The following is a 17,784-nucleotide window of genomic DNA, read 5'->3' on the forward strand; positions in this document are numbered from 1 at the left end:
AAATGAGAGCATTAATCAGTGTTTCCGATAAAACGGGAGTGGTAGAGTTTGCACAAAAATTAGAAGAATTGGGTGTACAGATTATTTCAACCGGAGGTACAGCAACTCGCTTAAAAGAAAACGGAATTGCTGTAACTGGTATTTCGGAGGTAACAGGCTTTCCGGAATGTTTGGATGGTCGTGTAAAGACTCTGCATCCAGCGGTACATGGCGGCATTTTAGCAATGAGAGAAAAAACTGAGCATATGCAGCAGCTTAAGGACTTAAACATTGAAACCATTGATATTGTAGCAATTAACTTATATCCTTTTAAACAAACAATATTAAAAGAGGATGTAACGTTAGAGGAGGCCATTGAAAACATAGATATTGGCGGTCCAACAATGCTTCGTTCCGCAGCAAAAAATCATAAGGATGTAGTCGTTGTCTGCGATCCGCAGGATTATGAAGCAGTAGTCGTCGAATTGAAAGAAAACGGTACCGTTTCTTATGATACAAAGTACAAACTTGCACTTAAGGTTTTTGAACATACCGCATCTTATGATGCTTTGATTTCCGATTACCTTCGTAAGCAAATTCATGGGGAATTACCAAACCAGCTTACTTTGACCTTTGAAAAAGCACAGGAACTTCGTTATGGTGAGAATCCACACCAAAAGGCGTGGTACTACAAGGAAATCAAGCCACAGGCAGGAGACCTTGTCAATGCAAAGCAGCTTCATGGAAAAGAGCTTTCTTTTAATAATATCAATGATACAAATGGAGCTTTGGAAGCATTAAAGGAATTTGAACAACCGACTGTGGTTGCAGTAAAACATGCAAATCCTTGTGGTGTTGGAGTTGGAGAAACGATTTGTGATGCATATGTTAAAGCGTATGACGCGGATCCTGTATCCATTTATGGAGGCATTATTGCAGCGAATCGTCCGATTGACGAGGCAACTGCATTAGAAATCAGTAAAATTTTTGTAGAGATTATCATTGCACCAGATTTTACCGAAAAAGCATTGGAGGTTCTTACACAGAAAAAGAATCTTCGTCTTTTGAAACTGCCTGCAATTATTGAAACAATCAGCGAGGGGACATTAACCTTAAAGAAGGTAACTGGAGGATTGCTTGTTCAAGAAATAGATACAACACTCTTTGAGGAAGATGACTTGAAAGTAGTAACCGATCGTATTCCAACCGAACAGGAAATGGCGGATATGTGTTTTGCAATGAAAGTGGTAAAGCACATCAAATCTAATGGAATCGTCATTGCAAAGGACAATCGTACCTTGGGAATCGGACCGGGACAAGTAAATCGTATTTGGGCAGTTGAAAATTCCATTAAGCAAGCTACCGGAGATACAAAAGGAGCCGTATTGGCATCGGATGCTTATTTCCCATTTGATGATTGTGTACAAGCGGCAGCAGCAGCTGGGATTACTGCGATTATTCAGCCAGGCGGTTCCATTCGCGATGAAGAATCCATCAAAAAGGCAAATGAATTAGGAATAGCTATGGTATTTACAGGAGTACGTCACTTTAAGCATTAAGGATTAAAATACGATTCGTTTGTATGGCAAATTTGTAAGAGAGTTAAAAATCGATTGGAATGCAGCGAAAAGAGGAAACAGAATGAAGATTTTAATTGTGGGAAACGGAGGCAGAGAACATGCCATCGCATGGAAACTCAGCCAAAGTCCTCGAGTAACAAAATTATATTGTGCCCCTGGGAATGCAGGTATAGCAAAACAAGCAGAATGTGTTGATATTAAGGCTGAGGATATAAATAATATTTGTAGATTTGCAAAAGAAAAAAACATAGATATGGTAGTGGTTGGACCGGAAGTACCACTTTCTATGGGTATTGTGGATGCTTTAGAAAAAGAAGGCATTCAAACATTCGGACCGAACAAAAAATGTGCACAGCTTGAAGGAAGCAAAGCTTTTACCAAAGCATTTTTAGCTCGTCATAATATACCTACAGCAGGGTATCGGGAATTTACCGATAAGGAAGAATTGAAAAAAGCAGTAGGAATTTTTGGGTATCCAATGGTACTAAAAGCAGATGGACTTGCAGCTGGAAAAGGTGTTGTGATTGCAGAAACCGAAACAGAGGCACTCAAAGCCATTGAAGAGATGATGGGTGATAAAATCTTTGGAAGTGCCGGAGAAAAGATTGTTGTAGAAGAATTTCTTACGGGTATTGAAGCATCGATGCTTTGCTTTGTGGACGGCAATGTCATTGTTCCGATGGAATCTGCACAGGATTATAAGCGTATTTTTGATGGTGATAAGGGACCGAATACAGGTGGAATGGGAACGTATTCTCCAAGCTTGATTTTTACTGAGGAGCTTGCAGACCAAATTCGTGAGAAGATTTTAGAGCCTACAATAAAAGGATTCCAAAAAGATGGATTGGATTTTAAGGGTGTCCTTTTTATCGGTCTGATGATTGGAGAAAACGGACCAAAGGTAATTGAGTTTAACAATCGATTTGGTGATCCGGAAACACAATCCGTACTGTCTCGTTTAGATTCAGACTTGCTTGATATCTTTGAAGCGGTCATTCATGGAACACTTTCAGAACAGAAAATAAAATGGAGCGATCACAAAGCAGTCTGCGTGGTATTAGCATCAGAAGGCTATCCAGGTAATTATCCAAAGGGCAGGGTCATTAGCGGACTGGGTCATGTGGATAAGGATGTTATCGTATTTCATGCAGGAACGAAATTTGGAACCGAGACGGATGAAAAAGGTCAATTACCGATCCTTACAAATGGAGGACGCGTTTTGGGTGTTACTGCAACAGGTATAACACATGAAGAAGCGAGAAAAAAGGCTTTCTCTAATGTAGAAAAAATCATCTTTGAAGGAATGCAGTATCGAAAAGACATTGGAAGCATTGTAAAAAAGTAGATCTTCATTAAATTTTATTATTGGTTTGCAGTATAAAAGCAGGTAGTTCTGCCTTAAAACTACCTGCTTTTTGTAATTTCTGTTTAAATATTTTTCTTGACGATATAACTATTATGCATTACAATATAGCTACTACTATGTAATACATAATACCATATGGGGGTTTATTGAAGTGAAAACAAAGAAACTAATTAAGGAAATGGCTTGCTATAGTGAAAAATTAACAGAGGCCAATCGAGAAATATTTGATGAAATTTTAATAACCACTCGCTTTTCAAATATTAGTGAGCAGGATGCAGAAGAATTCAGTTACCACTGTTTGGATTTGTTTTTACAGGCAGAGCAGGATGGTGTTGATATAAAAACAATTATGGGAACGGATGATATTAATGTATTTTGTAATGATTATGTTGAATCGATCTATAAGTCGTACAGTTTGCTAAAAAAAGCAGTGCTAAAACTCTTATATGTTCCAAGTATTCTTTTGATTTTTACTGGATTTTTTGGAATGTTTCTCTCCATATTACTGCCGATTTGGATAAAAGAAAGAGCGGTAACCTTTGATGTTGCAGTTCCTTTTCATTTAGTTTTAAACAGTTTAATAGCAATCGGTATTGTACATGTCGCGTTGAGGTATATAGGTAAATATTCTCCTAAACTGGATGGCATAGCTAAGAAACAAGAAAGAAAATGGGATTTTATTGTTTGGGGTGGATATCTGTTTATGGTTGGTATTTTTGTTTTAAGTGGACTATACTTAAAACAAGTACTGTTTCATATAAATTTTATTGTTTTTATTATCGTTTGTTTGATTTTAGATCGACTGTTTCATTATATGATAAGAAAGATAAATTAAGTGACAGGTGGGTGGCATATGAATACGAAATCGCAACTGTTAAAAGGCAGTTTAGAGGGTTGCGTACTAAAGATAATTGAATTAAAGGGAGAAACGTATGGATATGAAATTGCAAAGTTGTTAAAAGAGAATGGCTTTGACGATATCTCAGAGGGAACCTTATACCCACTTTATACACGACTTCAAAAAAATAAATTAATCGAAAGTTCTGTAAGGGAATCGCCATTGGGGCCTTTGCGAAAATATTATAGATTAACAGAAAAAGGTTACCAAGAGCTGGATCATTTTATTTATTCATGGAACAAATTGATACAAAATGTAAATGATATATTAAAAGGTAGGATTTAATTTAAATTTGTATAGAATGATTTAAATGAAGGAAAAGAAATAAAAAAGGAGAGAAAAATGAAAGGGCAGGAGTTTGCACCAATAAAATTTGAAAATGGAAAGTTATTAATTTTAGATCAGACAAAGCTTCCGACAACAACGGAATACTTAGAGATGCATACAAAGGAGGATGTATGGGATGCCATCCATAAGCTTCGTGTACGTGGGGCTCCTGCTATTGGAATTGCTGCTGCTTATGGAATTTATATTTCTATAAAAGATTGCGCTGAAATGGATTATGAAGGCTTTTATACGGAATTTTGTTTAGTAAAGGATTATTTAGATTCCGCAAGACCGACAGCAGTAAACCTTTCTTGGGCACTTTCACGTATGGAAAAATGCGTGATAAAAAATAAGAAAGCTTCTGTAAAAGAAATAAAGGATGCAATGCTTAAAGAAGCAGTGCAAATAAGAACGGAAGAGGAGGCTGCTTGCCGTGCAATGGGAGAACATGGGCTTTCTCTTTTGAAATCGGGAATGGGTATTTTAACGCATTGCAATGCAGGATTTCTTGCTACTTCACAATATGGTACGGCTTTGGCACCACTTTACGTAGGCCAAGAAAAAGGATATGAGTTTAATGTATTTGCAGATGAGACACGTCCTCTTTTACAGGGTGCTCGGCTGACTACATGGGAACTGCATCAGGCAGGTATTCCTGTGACATTGATTTGTGATAATATGGCATCTATGGTCATGAAAAATGGCTGGATTGATGCGATATTAGTAGGCTGTGATCGTATGGCAGCCAATGGGGATGGTGCAAATAAAATTGGTACCTCTGGTGTTGCAATTTTAGCAAAAGAGTATGGAATTCCATTTTATATGTGTGTGCCGACCTCTACCATTGATTTGGATACAGCGACTGGAGAAGAGATTAATATAGAACTTCGCAGCGGGGAAGAAATTTATCAAATGTGGTATGAAAAGGAGATGGCTCCTGCCGGAATTAAAACCTATAATCCAGCCTTTGATGTAACCGATGCAAAATACATTACTGCGGTGATAACCGAAAAGGGCATTGCATATCCCCCTTATGAAGAAAGCTTAAAATCTTTATTTGATAAAAAAGATTGATTAATAAATTTTCTTTATAATAAATATTGACAAAATTTTTTTAAAGTGGTAAATTAGTTCTAATCAAGTGTAAAATGAAAAGACGAAGATCAGAAACAAGTAATCTTATGGGATAACAACAGAGAGTAGCCGGATGGTGAGAGGCGCAGCTAAAACATAAGACGAATACATTTTGTGAGTTGCTCACCCAAAGGGTTACCAAGTAGGCTGAGACGGATGCACCCGTTATAGTGCTAGAGTATGTTAGTACTTGACAAGGCAAGGACCGTGAGGTCTTTGTAAATTGAGGTGGTACCACGGGAAGGTCATCCCGTCCTCTGAAGTAGTTCAGAAGACGGGATTTTTTTATGCTTGGATTTCGTCTTTGTAGGCAGGTAGGATTGTAGTTTTGTAGGTTTGTAGGAAAAGGAGAAAATGTATGATCATCAAAATTGTATTATTGTTATTGTTTTTTACCGTAACAGTAGGTGTAGGTGTTTTTTGTAGAAAACATACTGCAAGTGTAGGAGATTTTGTATTAGGTGGAAGAAATGTAGGCCCTTGGGTTACGGCATTCGCCTACGGTACTTCCTATTTTTCTGCTGTTATCTTTGTGGGCTATGCTGGACAATTTGGCTGGGCATATGGTCTTTCGGCGACTTGGATCGGTATTGGGAACGCTCTCATAGGGAGCTTACTAGCTTGGGTCGTTTTAGGAAGACGTACTCGCATTATGACAAAGCATTTTGAATCAGCAACCATGCCTGATTTCTTTGCAAAAAGATATCAATCAGAACCACTTCGTATCATCGTATCAGTTATTATATTTGTGTTTTTAGTACCATACTCGGCATCGGTATACAAGGGTCTTTCCGGTTTATTCTCAATGGCATTTGGAATTGATTTTGTTTACTGTATGATTGGTATGGCAATACTCACAGCCATTTATGTTATGGTTGGTGGTTATATGGCAGCCGCGTTGAATGATTTAATTCAGGGAACGATTATGCTTGTCGGAATGGTAGCAATTATTTGGACTACACTTCATAGCCAAGGTGGTTTGATGGACGCAATGACAGAAATGTCTAAAATCGAAAATCCTGTTAATCCTGAGTTTCAAGGGGTATATACTTCGTTTTTCGGGCCTGATCCGATTGGTTTGCTCTCCGTTGTTTTATTGACAAGTTTAGGAACATGGGGATTGCCTCAAATGGTACACAAATTTTATACGATAAAAAGTGAGAAGGCGATTAAAACAGGAACGGTTATTTCCACATTATTTGCACTGGTTGTAGCCGGAGGATCGTATTTTCATGGTGCATTTGGAAGATTGTTTGTAAATGCCAATGCAGATGGCTCAGTGGCCTTTGACCAGATTGTTCCGACTATGGTTGGCGGCAATTTACCGGATGTCCTCATTGGAGTCGTTGTTATCTTGGTTCTTTCTGCCTCGATGTCTACACTCTCCTCTTTGGTTATTGCATCCAGTTCAACCTTTACGTTAGACTTTTTAAAACCATTGTTCTTTAAAAACATGAACGGGAAAATGCAGATTATGTCCATTCGGATTCTTTGTGGATTGTTTGTATTACTATCCGTAATGATTGCTTTGCGACCAAATCAATTGATTACATCTTTAATGTCATTATCTTGGGGAGCATTAGCAGGGTGTTTTTTAGGCCCGTTTATTTTTGGGTTGTTTTGGAAAGGAAGCACCAAAACTGCTGTTTTTGCAGCCTTTTTATCCGGAATAGGTATCAATGTTTCAAATTTATTTCTTCACTTTACAACACCGGTTATTGCAGGTGCTGGTTCTATGTTAGTTTCGCTGCTCATTGTTCCTATTGTCAGCTTTGTTACGCCGAAGCTTGCCGCTCAATTTGTAGAAGAGACCTTTGCTTGCTATGATGAAAAAATTATGGCGGCACATAAGCTGGTTCTAAATGAAGATGAAGATCAATAAAAAAAGAACATAACAAAAAATAAGATTGGTCCAACCAACAAAAAACCGTAATTTTTTCGTTAATTTTTCATTTTTTTCCTAAAAAAGCCAGTAAAAGCGCTTGAAGCACGAAAAAGAAACGAGTATAATATTAGCGGAATGCTCGGATGGAAATCTAAGGCATTTCGCTATGAGAAATTATATGTTTTATAAAAAGGAGGGACTACTTATGTTCAAAAAGTTTACCAATGGTTGTGTTGCTTTGGTACAAAGATTCCTACCCGACCCGTTTATTTTCTGCATTATCTTGACTGTATTTGTATTCTTAGTAGCAATGCCGGTTACCGGCCAGGGCCCACTGGAAATGGTGAATCACTGGGGCGGTGGCATTTGGACCTTACTTGCATTTTCCATGCAGATGGCACTCGTTTTAGTATTAGGATCGGCACTTGCAAATGCTCCTTCGGTAAAGAGAGTTGTTGTAAGTTTAGCATCCATTCCTAAAACTCCATTTCAAGGGATCGTTTCGGTTACCGCTTTTTCAGTAATCGCTTGCTGGATTAATTGGGGCTTTGGTTTGGTTGTTGGTGCAATTTTAGCAAAGGAAATTGCAAAGCAGGTAAAAGGTATTGATTACCGTTTGTTGATTGCATCTGCTTATTCCGGTTTTATTATTTGGCATGCAGGATTATCCGCATCCATTCCACTAACAGTTGCTACTGGCGGTGAAGCTCTTACAAAAGCAACTGGAGGTGCGATTACAGAAGCCATTCCAACAAGTGTGACAATTTTTTCATCTTATAATTTAATTATGTGTGCAGCAGTATTAATTATCATGCCGTTTGTAAATGCGGCAATGCATCCTTCTCCAGATAAGGTTGTAACGATTGATACACATTTGCTTCAAGAGGAAGCTTTGGAATCAAGAATTGCTTCAACTCCGGCTGAAAAAATGGAAGACAGCCGTATTATGAGTGGATTGATTACCATTTTAGGTCTTGTTTTTATTGTAATGTACTTTAAAAATAATGGCTTTAAGCTTGATTTAAACATTGTTAATACGATTTTCTTGATTGCCGGAATTTTATTGCATGGTACTCCATTGCGTTATGTAAATGCAATTGGTGAAGCTGTAAAAGGTGCTGGTGGTATAATCTTACAGTTCCCGTTTTATGCTGGAATCATGGGGATGATGACCGGTATGGGTGCGGATCAAATTTCTTTGGCTGGTGCCATTAGTAATTGGTTTGTATCCGTTGCAACACCGACAACGTTCCCGCTATTTTCTTTCTTAAGTGCAGGTATTGTAAATCTGTTTGTACCTTCCGGCGGAGGTCAATGGGCAGTACAGGCGCCGATTATGATGCCGGCTTCTTTGGAATTAGGTGTAGAACCATCTGTTACCGCTATGGCAATTGCATGGGGTGATGCATGGACAAATATGATTCAGCCGTTCTGGGCATTACCGGCACTTGGTATTGCAGGTTTAGGTGCTCGTGATATCATGGGATATTGCGTTATCTGCTTGCTTGTAGTTGGTTTGATTGTATGTGGAGGATTTATCTTCTTAATTTAAACAATCAAAATTAGCAAAGAAATAATCGCTAAAATTATAATACATAAGAACAAAGCAGCGTGTTTTAAATTCTTTAAGGCACGTTGCTTTTTTTCTAAATTATTACTAGATAAATGATAGTGCAAAAGGGCGAAAGCCACTTTTTTTATTGACTTTCTTTTTAGAATAGCTAAAATGAGGGTAGTGCATAAAAGGAATTTTTATAAGAAGATGGAATTGTAACACTGAAAGGGGTAAGATTTATGGCAAAGTATAAATGTCGTCTATGTGGATATGTTTATGATTCAGAGAAGGAAGGAAAAGCTTGGGAAGAATTACCGGAAAGTTGGACTTGCCCAATTTGCGGTTATGCGAAAGAAGGTTTTGATTTAATCATTGAACCGTCTGTTGCTACCAAGGAAGAATCTTCAATTGAAGAAAGCAATGGATCCAATTCTTTGGAATATGATTCAAGATATTCAAAAAAGGAAGGATTGTATGATAGACAAATGGATGCCATTCATGAAATGGCAGTATCAGGAAAACCGATTCATTCAGCAATGAGTACAGAGCTGCCGACTCCTTGCTGGGACGCTATTTTAATCTTAGGATCTCAGCTTGCATCGCTTCCATTGGAGTCGGATGCATCGGTGAGCACAAGAACCGTTATCGGAAGAAATGCCAAAAAACCTATGGTCCTCGAAAGCCCAATTTATATTTCACATATGTCTTTTGGTGCTTTATCGAAAGAAGTTAAAATTGCATTGGCTAAGGGTGCCGCAGAAAATAAAACGGCAATGTGCAGTGGTGAAGGCGGTATTTTAGCCGAAGAGAAGCAGGCTGCTTATAAATATATTTTTGAATATGTGCCCAATTTATATAGTGTAACACCGGAGAATCTAAAAAATGCCGATGCCATAGAAATTAAAATCGGGCAAGGAACAAAACCGGGAATGGGAGGGCATCTTCCCGGAGAGAAGGTAACTGAAGAAATCGCAAAAATAAGGAACAAGAAGATGGGACAAGATATTTTAAGTCCTTCTCGTTTTCCGGGTATTGAAACAAAAGAGGACTTAAAGGAATTGATTGAGAGTCTTCGTATGCAATCGGAGGGAAGACCGATTGGAGTGAAAATTGCAGCAGGGCATATTGAAAGGGATTTGGAATTCATTGCATATGGAAATCCGGATTTCATAACCATTGACGGAAGAGGTGGCGCAACTGCATCCAGTCCCAAAATGGTGCGAGATGCAACGTCAATACTTACGATTTATGCTTTGCATCGAGCTAGAAAATTTTTAAATGAGAATGAATATCAGATGGAGCTTGTTATTACCGGAGGTCTGCGCGTTTCAAGTGACTTTGCGAAGGCTTTAGCAATGGGCGCAGACGCCGTTGCAGTTGCAACAGCACCGCTGATGGCGGCAGGGTGTCAAAGATACCGCATCTGCGGCTCCGGACAATGTCCTATGGGTATTGCAACCCAAGATCCAGAGCTTAGAAAGCGTTTTCCAACTGAGATTGGAGCAAAGAGAGTTGCAAACTATTTAAATGTTTGCTTGGAAGAACTTAAAATGTTTGCTCGAATTACAGGAAAAGAAAATATACATGACTTGAGTATCCAGGATATTTGTACTATCTCAACAGAAATCGCTGACCATACAAACATTCCTCATGCCTAGTAGTGAAAATGACCCAGCTTCTAAAAAAGCTGGGTTTTTTTTGTAAAAAGTAATTGACAGTAAAAAATAAGGGTGATATATTAATAGTGGTTAGCGATTGCTAACCATATTTTGCAACCATAAGTTAGCTTCTGCTAACCAATAATTATATAAAAGCTTACATTAAAAGGAGTTGATGATGGTGCCATTAACATTTACAAAAGTCGGAGAGACAAAATGCATTGAAAGAATCAATGGAAAGGATGATGCAAAGAGGTTTTTAAATAACCTTGGTTTCGTTGAGGGAAGTGAAGTTTCCATTGTATCTGAAATTGCCGGAAATTTGATTGTAATGATAAAAGACACTCGGGTAGCTATCAGCCGTGAAATGGCAAATCGAATTGTAGTATAAAGGTAATAGAAAGGAGAAGCGATGATGAATACTTTAAAAGGAGTAAAATGTGGGCAGACTGTGATGGTCAAAAAGCTTCATGGTGAAGGCGCGGTAAAACGCAGAATTATGGATATGGGAATAACAAAAGGCAGTGAAGTATATATTCGAAAGGTGGCACCTTTGGGTGATCCCATTGAAGTTAATGTTCGGGGTTATGAATTGTCAATTCGGAAAGCGGATGCGGCAATGATTGAGGTTGAATTGGAATTTTGTTAGATCAATAAATTTTTACTGAATTAATAAAAAGAAATAGATATTTTTTTTAATAGTGGGTTAGCACATGCTAACAGCTTGAAGGAGGATAAGAATGTTAAAGATCGCTCTTGCCGGTAATCCGAACAGCGGTAAAACAACGTTGTTTAATGCACTTACAGGGTCAAAGCAATATGTCGGCAATTGGCCCGGCGTCACGGTAGAAAAAAAAGAAGGAAGGATAAAGGGACAGAAAGAAGTACGGTTGATTGATTTACCCGGAATTTATTCTCTTTCCCCATATACATTAGAAGAGGTTGTATCGAGAAATTATTTGTTAGATGAAAAACCGGATGCCATAATAAATATTGTTGATGGATCGAATTTGGAACGCAATTTGTATTTGACGACACAGATTGAAGAGCTTGGCATTCCGATGATTGTTGCAATTAATATGATGGATGTTGTGAATAAAAATGGAGATAAGATTGATTGTTCAAAATTATCGAAGTCTCTCGGATGTCCGGTAATTCCGATTTCCGCAATGAAAGGTGAAGGAATTTCAGACTTGATTGAGCAGGCTGTTTCCGTTGCAAATACTGATAAGACTACTGATCTTTCAAAGCGCTTTTCAACACAGGTGGAGAATGTACTTTCTGAGATTCAAAAGCAGATTCCGAATGAAATTGAGGAAAAACAGAGACGTTGGTATGCAGTTAAGCTTTTTGAAAGGGATGAGAAAGTAATACAGCAAATAAAAAAATCAACCAAAATAGAAGCCTTGGTGAATGAAATGGAAATGGCAATGGAGGATGATTCAGAGAGCATCATCACAAATGAACGTTACCAATACATTACTTCTCTGATTCAAAATTGTTATCAGAAAAAAAGCAAATCCAAAATATCAACATCCGATAAAATTGATAGAGTGGTTACAAACCGATTTTTAGCACTCCCGATTTTTGCTGTTATTATGTTTTTTGTATATTACATATCAATCACAACCATTGGAGATTTAGTAACGGTATTTACAAACGATACTTTATTTGGCGCTTGGATCTCTGAAACACTGGCAGCTTGGATGGAAACAATTGGTGTCAGCACTTGGCTTATTGGGTTAACTGTAGATGGCATCGTCGGCGGAGTTGGAGCAGTACTTGGATTTGTTCCACAAATGTTTATTCTTTTTGCTATGCTTGCAATATTAGAGGAATGTGGGTATATGGCTCGTGTTGCTTTCATTATGGATCGTATATTTCGAAAGTTTGGACTTTCCGGAAAATCTTTTATTCCAATGTTGATTGGAACGGGATGCGGCATTCCAGGGATTATGGCATCTCGAACCATTGAAAACGAAAGCGATCGCAGGATGACAATTATGACGACAACCTTTATGCCTTGCGGAGCAAAGATGCCGATTGTAGCTTTAATAGCTGGCGCGTTATTTGGTGGGGCTTGGTGGGTTGCACCGTCAGCCTATTTTATTGGAGTCGCAGCCGTTATTATATCAGGACTTATTTTAAAGAAAACAAAAATGTTTGCAGGAAAACCTGCTCCGTTTGTTATGGAGCTTCCGACCTATCATGTTCCTACTCTTGGAAGTGTTTTACGTAGTATGTGGGAACGTGGAAGTTCGTTTATTAAAAAAGCTGGAACAATTATCTTACTTTCAAGTGTTTTGATTTGGTTCCTCTCCTCGTTTGGAATGGTAGATGGGTCTCTGCAAATGGTTGAAAATATGGATGAAAGTATTTTGGCAGTGATCGGAGGATGGATTGCTCCAATCTTTGCACCATTGGGTTTTGGAGCTTGGCAAAGTGCGGTCGCTACTATAATGGGATTGGTTGCAAAAGAAGAAGTTGTTGGGGTATTCGGTGTCCTTTATGGAGTGTCGGGTGATGCACTTGAATTAGTAGAAGAAGGTTCCTACGGTGAACTTGGTGCAATATCGCAACATTTTACAATGCTTTCTGCGTATTCGTTTTTAGTCTTTAATCTCCTTTGTGCCCCTTGCTTTGCTGCAATTGGTGCGATTAAGAGAGAGATGAACAATGCAAAATGGACGTGGTTTGCAGTTGCATATCAGTGTGTGTTTGCTTATGTTATGGCGTTTATGGTATTTCAATTTGGATCCATGTTTTATGGAACATTCGGCGTTGGAACCATCATTGCTTTTCTGCTTCTTGCTGCTCTTGTATATCTTTTACTTCGACCGTATAAGAAAAGATCGTCAAGCAGAGCAGAAGTCAATGATGATTTATGTTATCAAAAGGGTTAATGTAATATAAAAAAGCAGCGTAATGCTGCTTTTTTAAAAACAAACAGTTAGCTTGAACTAACTGCGTTATGGAGGGAAAAATGAGTGTTGTGATTGTTGGAGGCAATGATTGTATGGTATGCCAATATAGAAATCTTTGCAAACAATATAAATGTAATGCAAAGGTATTCACACAAATGAACGGAACGTTAAAAAATAAAATTGGTTCACCGGATTTAATGGTTGTTTTTACCGGAACGGTATCACACAAAATGGTTAAATGTGCATTGAATGAAGCGAAGAATCGAAATACAAAAATTGCCCGCGCACATTCCAGTTCTATCTCCGCATTAAAGATGATTTTAGAAGAACATACTGCATAGGAAGACATACAATTTTTGCTTTTTTATTTTTTTTATGGTAAAATCAGGGGTAGATTGGCTCAAGGAGAACGGTATGTCATATAAAGTAAAATTAGATGTATTTGAAGGTCCCTTTGATTTACTGGTATATTTGATTGAAAATGCAGAAATGAATATTTATGATATTCGTGTGTCAGAAATCACCAGCCAGTATTTAGATTATATTGAGCAAATGAAAAAGCAAGATGCAGTGGTCGCAGGAGAATTTATGGTTCTTGCGGCTGCTTTGATTGAGCTGAAATCGAAAATGCTTTTACCTCGTACTAAGGTAGAAGGCATACTGGATGAGGAAGAAGATCCTAGAGACGAATTGGTACAAAAACTTTTAGAGTATAAGCGCTTCAAAGCTGCTTCTGAGTATTTAGAAAAACAAGAGGAACGCATGCGGGGGATTTTTACGAAGCCGCAAGAAGATCTTGCACCATATGCATTAGAACCGGATGAATATTTGAATTTGGATATGAGTCAGTTTATGAAGGCGTTTCAAATATTCTTAAACAAAAAGAAAAAGCTAGAGGATATCAAAAAAAGATACGCTCGAGTTGAACGGCAGCGTATGTCAATTGAAGCTCGGATTGAACAAATGAAGAACTTTTTTTTACGAAAGAAAAGAGGAACCTTTTCCGAACTGTTGGATGGGAAAACAAGCCGATATCATATTGTATTAACCTTTATGTCAATGTTGGAGCTATTGAAGCAGAGAGCCATTACCGTTCATCAAAGTGTGAATTACGGAGAGATTACGCTGACTCTTTGTCAGGAACAGGGACATGTAGAGATACCTGCAGGAGGAGGTTTCGATGACCAGTAAAAAAAATATAAAATCTATATTTGAATCTATTTTATTTGTATGGGGAGAACCTTTGGATGTAAAAATTGCTGCAGATCTTTTTGATATGCATTGGAAGGAAGCATATGACTGCTTTAAGGAGTTGCAGCAGGAGTATGAAGTACAAGACAGAGGCATTCGAATCCGTGAAATCGATAAAAGTTTTCAATTATGTACCAAAGAGGAAAACAATGTTTATATAGAACGATTGTGTACGCCGGTAAAAGAAAAGCGTTTGTCTCAATCGGCATTGGAAGTCCTGGCAATCATTGCCTATAAACAACCGGTGACAAAGGGAGAAATCGAATCCATTCGTGGGATTAAGTGCGATCGCGTGATTGAAGGCCTGATGAAAAAAGATTTGATTATAGAAACCGGTCGTTCTGCTGCAATCGGCAGACCGATACTTTATGGAACAACAAAAGAGTTTTTAAGATATTTCGGGTTTACCTCAATGAAGGAGTTACCGGACATTGATGATATTGAAAGCATTATTAGAGAACAAGAACCAAATCATTTAGATTTTCAACAAATTGCAATTGAATTTGAAAAAAATTAAATAAAAAATTTCATCCATCAATTACCAAGAAGAAATAAGGAAAAGAAGCAAAATTTTGTACAAACTAATACCATGAAAAAGAAATGGATGTTTGTACTATTAATTATTTTATTTATTTGGGCATTTTATAGTCGTATGGTCGTAACTCGCTATACCGTGTATACGGAAAAGCTGCGATGGAATCAAACTCTTCGTATTGTGCTTCTTGCTGATCTGCATAGTCGTTACTATGCAGAGGGGCAGGATAAATTGGCACGCTTGATAAGGGATCAAGATCCGGATTTGATAGCACTTTCCGGTGATATTGTGGATGATCGAATTTCAACACAGGGTGCCTATTCCCTCATTAAAAGAATTGAGGGGTGTGCACCTATTTTTTTTGTTACGGGAAATCATGAGTGCTGTCGGAATGACTTAGAGAAAATAAAAGACGAATTAGAGTATTATAGTGTAAAGGTATTAGACGATGGACAAGTAATAACAACAATTTCCGGAGAGAAAATACGAATTGCCGGTCTTGAAGACCCTTGTATGAGAAAATGTAATGTGACAAAAAGAAAATGGATTAGGAGTAAAAAAGATTTATTTCATAAACAAGAAGATATGTATTCCATTTTACTTTCTCACCGACCGGAACTCTTTTATTTGTATGATCGATGGGAATTTGATTTGGTACTCTGCGGACATACACATGGGGGATTGATTCGTATTCCGGGGATACTAAATGGTTTGTGGGCAGTGGATCAAGGATATTTTCCGAAATATGCGGGAGGATTATACGTGCACAACGGTAAGACAAGGAGCTATGCACAGGTGGTAAGTCGAGGCTGTTCCGTTAATCCAAATTCACCTCGTGTTTTTAATCCTCCGGAAATTGTCGTAATTGATATAAAAGGAAAATAAAACAAGTTTTTACTCATAGTTGATACTTAAAATATAAAATTAGCCTGCAAATAAAAAGTCAATAGTAAAAAGTTGATTTTTTTCAAAAGTACAATGAGGAAATATGACCATCACAAAAAGACCACCGGATATGGCTGGTCTGAAATAAGGGTATGTATGTGGTAATTACTGCGGAAGAGATGCTAAGTATTCTTTCACTCGTCCATAGTAGATACGTAAGAACTTATTGGCACCTGCAGTCATGTAGACATAATAAGGTTTACCTTGAGCACGTTTCTTGTCCATAAATAGATACACGGCATCATCCTGTGGCTTATTTTTGATAAGAGCGTCCATGACCTGAAACAAAGTTTTACGCAAGGTAGAAGATCCTCTTTTGGAAGCATGAACACTCTTTTGTTCATAGGTTCCAGATTGATTTACACCTGGATCGACACCAGCAAATGCTGTAATGGCGCCTTTGTGAGTAAAGCGTGTAACATCTCCAATTTCAGCAATTAGCTGAGGACCTAGAGACGAACCAACGCCTTTCATTTCCATGACGATAAAGTACTCTGGCAGTTTAGATGCAGTTTCATGCATTAAAGAACGAAGTTGTTCCACTGTTTGAGAGGCGATATTTAGCTGTTCTACAGCCTGTTTAACAATCAGTTTGGTTAAGTCATCTTTAGGAAGTACGGGAATAAGCTCCTTAGCTGCACCATAGATTTCTTCAGCTTTTGATTTACTGAAGTTGTACTTCTTTCTCTTGCACCATTTCTGATAATGGTCGGTGAAAGCATTTAGAGACATTTTACGAACACAGTCCACATGCCAGTATGTAGTGGCGAAATCAACCCATTTCTGACTACCATCATTACGGGCAGGGCTATCGAAGTAAGTATTAACACCTGGATAGGTTTGATCAAGAATGCCGATAAAGTTGTTTTTCATAGCCGTTTTGTGCTTCATATAGAAACCAAACTGACGGTTCATTGTTTTTAACTGATTGCGTATTTCATCCATAAGACAATACTGTTTCAAATCAGTCCAGCTGTCAAGAGCATAACGAGCTATTTTAACAGCATCTGCCTTATCAGACTTGACTTTACGGAGAGAATTATCTCCGAAATCTTTAATAAGTTTTGGATTTACGGCACTTACGAAAAGATTTGCCTGAGAAAGCTCATGAGCTAATGGTTCGTAATAACGACCAGTATGCTCCATGACAATCCGTGATTCACCTTCAATGGATTTGATTTGTTCAATTAAGAAACTAATTTCACTTGAAGTGTGGTGAATCTCAAAAGGTGAAGAAATAATCTCACCATATGGGCGGAGAATAGCAATCATGCTTTTGCCCTTAGAAACATCAATACCTACTGCGTTCATAAATTTGTCACTCCTATAGATTATTGCAATGGATAAACACCAGTTTTACTCATTGCCTATTCCATCTACTGTGGTGTGACCCGAACGTACTGTAGGAAGCAGTTCAACCTGCATAAAACGAACGCTGCGAATGAGGAGCTGGTTAGCAGTCTAATTTACGGACGCGAAGTCCAAGAAAGGAAGACGCCATACCTATTGCTCCATACATTCTAACAGCTTAAGCAACAAGATGGATAGTGACCTGACTGGCTGTCAAGCACATTAACCATAAATATATTGTAGTAGAAAAGAGAAGGGCTTATCCCAATCGATGGCAAATCGGGCGGAGTTGGCCCTTTTTGTTATGCCAAAACTGCCCGCTTCGTGACAAGTTTGTCACAATCTTATCGTGAAGTTTAATATGATTTTGACATTTTTTTAACAAAATTAAAGGAGT

At 38.0% G+C, this 17,784-nt stretch carries 16 protein-coding genes and 1 other annotated feature; of the genes, 15 read left to right on the plus strand and 1 reads right to left on the minus strand.

Annotation, left to right across the window (positions count from 1 at the left end; translation table 11 throughout):
• Positions 1-2: 2 nt before the first annotated feature.
• From purH to I2490_RS03975, 15 genes are all read left to right on the plus strand, one after another.
• The gene (gene purH, locus I2490_RS03905) at positions 3-1,538 is read left to right on the plus strand and encodes a bifunctional phosphoribosylaminoimidazolecarboxamide formyltransferase/IMP cyclohydrolase (protein ID WP_206458479.1); all 1,536 of its coding nucleotides are present in this window, start codon (positions 3-5) and stop codon (positions 1,536-1,538) included.
• Between the two features lie 82 nt (positions 1,539-1,620).
• A complete protein-coding gene (gene purD, locus I2490_RS03910) occupies positions 1,621-2,904 on the plus strand; it encodes a phosphoribosylamine--glycine ligase (RefSeq protein ID WP_206458480.1) in 1,284 nt (427 codons plus the stop codon).
• A gap of 172 nt (positions 2,905-3,076) precedes the next feature.
• Positions 3,077-3,760: a hypothetical protein gene (locus I2490_RS03915; RefSeq protein ID WP_206458481.1), complete on the plus strand. Its 684-nt coding sequence runs from the start codon at positions 3,077-3,079 to the stop codon at positions 3,758-3,760.
• A gap of 18 nt (positions 3,761-3,778) precedes the next feature.
• Positions 3,779-4,108, plus strand: a complete 330-nt coding sequence (locus I2490_RS03920; RefSeq protein WP_206458482.1) for a PadR family transcriptional regulator — start codon at positions 3,779-3,781, stop codon at positions 4,106-4,108.
• A gap of 57 nt (positions 4,109-4,165) precedes the next feature.
• Positions 4,166-5,224, plus strand: coding sequence for an S-methyl-5-thioribose-1-phosphate isomerase (gene mtnA, locus I2490_RS03925; RefSeq protein ID WP_206458483.1), 1,059 nt, complete (start codon positions 4,166-4,168; stop codon positions 5,222-5,224).
• A 76-nt stretch (positions 5,225-5,300) separates the two neighbouring features.
• Positions 5,301-5,545 (plus strand) — a binding site (T-box leader).
• A gap of 97 nt (positions 5,546-5,642) precedes the next feature.
• Positions 5,643-7,166 carry a sodium:solute symporter family transporter gene (locus I2490_RS03930; protein WP_206458484.1) on the plus strand — a complete coding sequence of 508 codons (1,524 nt, stop codon included), beginning with the start codon at positions 5,643-5,645 and terminating at the stop codon, positions 7,164-7,166.
• Positions 7,167-7,374: 208 nt separating this feature from the next.
• Positions 7,375-8,721 carry a short-chain fatty acid transporter gene (locus I2490_RS03935; RefSeq protein ID WP_206458485.1) on the plus strand — a complete coding sequence of 449 codons (1,347 nt, stop codon included), beginning with the start codon at positions 7,375-7,377 and terminating at the stop codon, positions 8,719-8,721.
• 242 nt (positions 8,722-8,963) lie between these two features.
• Entirely contained in the window at positions 8,964-10,382 is a 1,419-nt protein-coding gene (locus I2490_RS03940; protein ID WP_206458486.1) for a glutamate synthase-related protein, read from the plus strand.
• Positions 10,383-10,557: 175 nt separating this feature from the next.
• Positions 10,558-10,773, plus strand: coding sequence for a FeoA family protein (locus I2490_RS03945; protein ID WP_330634562.1), 216 nt, complete (start codon positions 10,558-10,560; stop codon positions 10,771-10,773).
• Positions 10,774-10,797: 24 nt separating this feature from the next.
• Positions 10,798-11,031: a FeoA family protein gene (locus I2490_RS03950; protein WP_206459646.1), complete on the plus strand. Its 234-nt coding sequence runs from the start codon at positions 10,798-10,800 to the stop codon at positions 11,029-11,031.
• A 91-nt stretch (positions 11,032-11,122) separates the two neighbouring features.
• Positions 11,123-13,285, plus strand: coding sequence for a ferrous iron transport protein B (gene feoB, locus I2490_RS03955; RefSeq protein WP_206458487.1), 2,163 nt, complete (start codon positions 11,123-11,125; stop codon positions 13,283-13,285).
• An 80-nt stretch (positions 13,286-13,365) separates the two neighbouring features.
• The gene (locus I2490_RS03960; protein WP_206458488.1) at positions 13,366-13,647 is read left to right on the plus strand and encodes a DUF2325 domain-containing protein; all 282 of its coding nucleotides are present in this window, start codon (positions 13,366-13,368) and stop codon (positions 13,645-13,647) included.
• Between the two features lie 73 nt (positions 13,648-13,720).
• The gene (locus I2490_RS03965) at positions 13,721-14,497 is read left to right on the plus strand and encodes a segregation and condensation protein A (protein ID WP_206458489.1); all 777 of its coding nucleotides are present in this window, start codon (positions 13,721-13,723) and stop codon (positions 14,495-14,497) included.
• Complete coding sequence (scpB, locus tag I2490_RS03970) at positions 14,487-15,074, plus strand: SMC-Scp complex subunit ScpB (protein WP_206458490.1); 588 nt, start codon at positions 14,487-14,489, stop codon at positions 15,072-15,074. The genes I2490_RS03965 and scpB overlap by 11 nt, the downstream gene beginning before the upstream one ends.
• Positions 15,075-15,161: 87 nt before the next feature.
• Positions 15,162-15,977 (plus strand): metallophosphoesterase, encoded by an 816-nt coding sequence (locus tag I2490_RS03975; RefSeq protein WP_206458491.1) that lies wholly within the window; start codon positions 15,162-15,164, stop codon positions 15,975-15,977.
• 165 nt (positions 15,978-16,142) lie between these two features.
• On the opposite strand, the gene I2490_RS03980 is transcribed toward I2490_RS03975, so the two are convergent.
• The gene (locus I2490_RS03980) at positions 16,143-17,348 is read right to left on the minus strand and encodes an IS110 family transposase (protein ID WP_206458492.1); all 1,206 of its coding nucleotides are present in this window, start codon (positions 17,346-17,348) and stop codon (positions 16,143-16,145) included.
• Between the last annotated feature and the right edge of the window lie 436 nt (positions 17,349-17,784).

The sequence above is a fragment of the Anaerovorax sp. IOR16 genome (assembly GCF_017168145.1).
GTDB lineage: Bacteria > Bacillota > Clostridia > Peptostreptococcales > Anaerovoracaceae > IOR16.